This is a genomic window from Sphingosinicella sp. (assembly GCF_052387495.1).
In the GTDB taxonomy this organism is placed as follows: Bacteria; Pseudomonadota; Alphaproteobacteria; order Sphingomonadales; family Sphingomonadaceae; genus Allosphingosinicella.
On sequence record NZ_JBQTJC010000192.1, the window covers coordinates 1 to 4203 of the forward strand.

Sequence of the window (4203 nt, forward strand, 5' to 3'; positions counted from 1 at the left end):
CTGAGGAAGAAGGAGCTCGCCGCGAACGCGATCGACAGGCCGAAGATGATCTGGATCAGCTTGCGGAAGCCGCCGGCCGTCTCGCCGAACGCCAGGGTCAGGCCGGTCACGATGATGATGATCACCGCGACGATCTTGGCGACCGGGCCCTGGACCGATTCCAGCACCTTCTGCAGCGGCTCTTCCCAGGGCATGCCGGACCCCGCCGCCGGCGCGCTGGCGGCGATCGCAAGGCCGAGGCCGATGGCGCAGCCGATGCGAAAGACGGTCCGTCGATCTAGATTGTGGAGGGCAAGCATGGTCATTCTCCTTCGGGCGAAGTCGCGGATTGGGGGGTGAGGTCGAGGAAGGCGTAGCCGCCGTCCGGATCGAGGCCGTCGACGCTGGCGATCGTTCCGACCCGGCGGCCAAGGCCGCGGCCGGCGATGAAAACGATCATGTCGATCGCCTCGGCGATCAGCCGCCGGGGCACGGTGACGACGCTTTCCTGGACGAGCTGCTCGAGCCGGTAGAGCGCCGAGACCGCGCTATTGGCGTGGACCGTCGCGATCCCGCCCGGATGGCCGGTGTTCCAGGCCTTGAGCATGTCGAGCGCCTCGCGCCCGCGCACCTCGCCGACGATGATGCGGTCGGGGCGCAGCCGAAGGGTCGAGCGGACCAGGTCGGCCATGGTGACGGCGCCCGCCATATTCGGCCCGGCCGAGCGGGTGCGCAGCGCGACCACATCGCTGGCCGCGCATTGCAGCTCGCGCGTGTCCTCGATCAGGATGATGCGCTCGTCGAGGTGGGCCATCTCGGCGAGGAGGGCGTTGGCGAGGGTGGTTTTGCCCGAGCTGGTGCCGCCGGCGACGAGAATGTTGCGGCGCTCGACCACGGCGAGCGAGAGGAGGCGCGCCGCCTGCGCGTCCATGATGCCGTCGCTCACGTAATCGGTCAGCGTGTAGACGCGGGCGGCGGGCTTGCGGATCGAGAAGCAGGGCGCCAGCGACACCGGGGGCAACACGCCTTCGAACCGCTCGCCGGCGCCTTCCCCATGAGGCGGCAGCTCGGCCGAGACGATCGGCGAGGCGGCATGGACCTCGGTCCGCGCGTGGCTGGCGACCAGGCGAACGATCCGCTCGACCTGGGCGGGATCGATGCGCACGCCGGTGTCCGTGCGCCCTTCCCCGAGCCGGTCGAGGCGCAGCGCGCCGTCGGGATTGACCATGATCTCGATGACGAGCGGATCGGCCAGAGCGGCGGCGATCTCCGGGCCCATCGCGGTGCGCAGCATCGCCCGGCGCGGGTCGTGGGACGCGCCGGTCACGACTCGTCCTCGCCTTCATCCGGCTCGTCCGCGGAATATTCGAAGGTGCGGTGGCCGCTGGCGAGGGCTTCGCCCACGCGGGCGACGAACGCGTTGAAGCGATCGCGGCCGACCGCGCGCGCCGCCTTGTCGCCTTCGGGCAAAGGCGCGTTGATCATCAATTCGTAGCGGATGAACAGGGCCAGCGATTCGAGCAGGACATGGCCGTCGCGCTCGACCCGCCCGAGCGCCAAAGAGAGGCGGTCGAGGCGCCGGCCGAACCGGTCCTCGAGCGCGCTCGCTCCGCGCCGGTTGAGCCAGGCCGTCAGAGCGTCGGCGAGGATCGACGATTTGGACGCGCCCGGCTTCGCCGCCAGCGCTTCCAGCCGCTCGCTCAAATCTTCCGAAAGGAAGAGCTGATGTCTGATCCGGCGCGCGCGCATCGCCAGCACCTCAGAAGCTCGGGAGCGGATCGTGGGCCGCTCCTTCGTTCAGCGCATGGGCACCGACGACGACGCCGAGATTGCGGGCCTGGGCCATGATGCGGGCATCGCCCGCGGCATCGGCCTCGTCGTCAAACCCCAGGGGATCGGCCGGCGCCGGCTCGGCGGCCCTCACCGGCGCCTCCTCGGCAAGTCCGGGATGCCGCTGCTGCTGGAGGCCGCCCTCGTCCTCGGCGGCGGCGCTGTCGGCTTGCGCCGCAAGCCGGCGGTCCGGCGCGCGCACGAAGCTGCCCCAATCGTCCGGGCGGGCGCGTGGCCGGTCGGCATAGCCGGATTCGAAGAGCGCCGGGGGCGGCGCGAGGCGCGCCTTGAAATTGCGGTCCTCATAATGGCGCAGCTTTTGTGCGCGCAGCGGCGCCATGCCCGAGATCAGCACCAGCTCGTCGGCCGGCGGCAGCTGCATCACCTCGCCCGGGGTCAGCAGCGGCCGGGCCGTCTCCTGCCGGCTGACCATGACATGGGCCAGCCAGGGCGCGAGCCGGTGCCCGGCATAATTGCGCATCGCGCGCTGCTCGGTGGCGGTGCCGAGCGCGTCCGAGATGCGCTTGGCGGTGCGCTCGTCAGTGGTCGCGAAGGCGACGCGGACGTGGCAAGTGTCGAGGATCGAATTGTGCTCGCCATAAGCCTTCTCGATCTGATTGAGCGACTGAGCGATCAGGAAGGCGCGAACGCCATAGCCCGCCATGAAGGCCAAAGCGGTCTCGAAGAAGTCGAGGCGGCCGAGCGCCGGAAATTCGTCCAGCATCATCAGGAGCTGGTGCCGGCGCTCGCCATCGCCCTGCCCTTGGAGCTTCTCGGTGAGCCTGCGCCCGATCTGGTTCAGCACCAGGCGAATGAGCGGCTTGGTCCGGCTGATGTCGGAGGGCGGGACGACAAGGTAGAGCGAGACGGGCCGCCCCGCATCGACCAGGTCGGCGATCCGCCAGTCGCAGGCGGCGGTCACGGCCGCTACGGTAGGATCCCGGTATAGCCCGAGGAACGACATCGCGGTCGACAAGACGCCGGAGCGCTCATTCTCGGACTTGTTGAGCAATTCGCGGGCGGCCGAGGCGACGACCGGATGGACCAGAGGCGCCTCGGACGTCCCGAGATGGTTGGTCGCCATCATGCGCCGCAAGGTGGCGACGAACGAACGCCGGGGGTCCGAGAGGAAGCTCGCGACCCTCGCCAGCGTCTTCTCCTCCTCCGCATAGAGGATGTGAAGGATCGCCCCGACCAGCAGCGCGTGCGCGGTCTTCTCCCAATGGTTGCGCCGCTCGAGCGCTCCTTCGGGATCGACCAGGATGTCGGCGATATTCTGGACGTCGCGCACCTCGTTCGCGCCGCGCCGGACCTCCAGCAGCGGATTGTAGCGGGCCGAGCGCGCGTCGGTCGGGTTGAACAGGAGGCAGTGCGAGAAACGCGATCGCCAGCCGGCCGTCAGCGTCCAGTTCTCGCCCTTGATGTCGTGAATGACCGCCGAGCCGGTCCAGCCGAGCAGGGTGGGAACGACCAGGCCGACGCCCTTGCCCGAGCGGGTCGGCGCGAACGCCATGACATGCTCGGGGCCGGCATGACGCAGATAGCGCCCGCGCAGCTGGCCGAGAAAGACGCCGGCATCGCGGAACAGGCCCGCTTGCTCGACCTCCCGGGCGGTCGCCCAGCGCGCCGAGCCGTAGGTGGTGACGTGGCGCGCCTGCCGCGCGCGCCCGAGTGAGCCGAAGATGGCGGCCGCGCAGCCCAGAAAGCCGCTCGCGCCGGCGAGCGTCCCGGCCTTGTCGAACACTTCCGGCGCATAGGCTTCATAATGATACCACCAAGGGAAGAGCGACCAGGGCCGGTAGACCGGGACCTCGCCGAGCCGGAACCAGGGCAGACCCAATTCGGGCTGATAGCCGAGCATGGACGCCGCCCACTGGGTCGCCGCCCAGAGCCCGGCGATGACGATCGCGAAGCAGATCAGGATCTGGCCGATCAAGAGCTTGGTGGGGGTCATGCGATCTCCGGGAACGAGCGTTCGTCCTGGGACCCGCAAGTCGCATCAATCGGCGTGGGACATCAGCGCCTGTCCGGCGCAGCGAGGACCGCTTCGACGAATCTCGATCTGACCGCCGCGCGACCGATGGCCGTAAGCGGATGGTCGCCTTCTGGCGCTCTCGTGAGGCGAGTGAACAGCAGTTTTCGATAGACAGAGCGCCGGCTAACGCCGTCGTAACTCCTCTATCCCCTGCAGCAGCGCTGCTCGCGAAAGTTCTCCCATATGAGCTTCCTCGATCTGCCCGTCCGCCCGCACGAAGAGAGTCGTGGGAAGGCCAGAGCTGCCGGTCAGCCGCATTAGAGACGCGCCGCGATCCGAGAGGATGCTCCCTGGGGGCAGCCGCTCCTCCTCAAGGAAGCGTAGGATCAAGCGCTGATCCTCGCCCTGGTTGACCAGCA

The 4203-nt window shown here is 69.0% G+C and carries 5 protein-coding genes; all 5 read right to left on the bottom strand.

Annotated features, from left to right (window positions below; all coding sequences use genetic code 11):
- On the bottom strand, positions 1-299 hold a 299-nt coding region (locus ACT4N8_RS10840), incomplete at its 3' end, for a TrbC/VirB2 family protein (RefSeq protein ID WP_444858141.1).
- Between the two features lie 2 nt (positions 300-301).
- Positions 302-1273 carry a P-type conjugative transfer ATPase TrbB gene (gene trbB / locus ACT4N8_RS10845; protein WP_444858142.1) on the bottom strand — a complete coding sequence of 324 codons (972 nt, stop codon included), beginning with the start codon at positions 1271-1273 and terminating at the stop codon, positions 302-304.
- 29 nt (positions 1274-1302) lie between these two features.
- Positions 1303-1728 carry a CopG family transcriptional regulator gene (locus ACT4N8_RS10850; RefSeq protein WP_444858138.1) on the bottom strand — a complete coding sequence of 142 codons (426 nt, stop codon included), beginning with the start codon at positions 1726-1728 and terminating at the stop codon, positions 1303-1305.
- A 10-nt stretch (positions 1729-1738) separates the two neighbouring features.
- Positions 1739-3763, bottom strand: coding sequence for a conjugal transfer protein TraG (locus ACT4N8_RS10855; protein ID WP_444858139.1), 2025 nt, complete (start codon positions 3761-3763; stop codon positions 1739-1741).
- Between the two features lie 204 nt (positions 3764-3967).
- The coding region (locus tag ACT4N8_RS10860; protein WP_444858140.1) for a TlpA family protein disulfide reductase at positions 3968-4203 on the bottom strand (236 nt) is incomplete at its 5' end.

Coding starts and splice junctions, on each gene's coding strand:
- trbB (WP_444858142.1), bottom strand. CDS start 1,273: ATGCTGCGCACCGCGATGGGCCCGGAGATCGCCGCCGCTCTGGCCGAT.
- ACT4N8_RS10850 (WP_444858138.1), bottom strand. CDS start 1,728: ATGCGCGCGCGCCGGATCAGACATCAGCTCTTCCTTTCGGAAGATTTG.
- ACT4N8_RS10855 (WP_444858139.1), bottom strand. CDS start 3,763: ATGACCCCCACCAAGCTCTTGATCGGCCAGATCCTGATCTGCTTCGCG.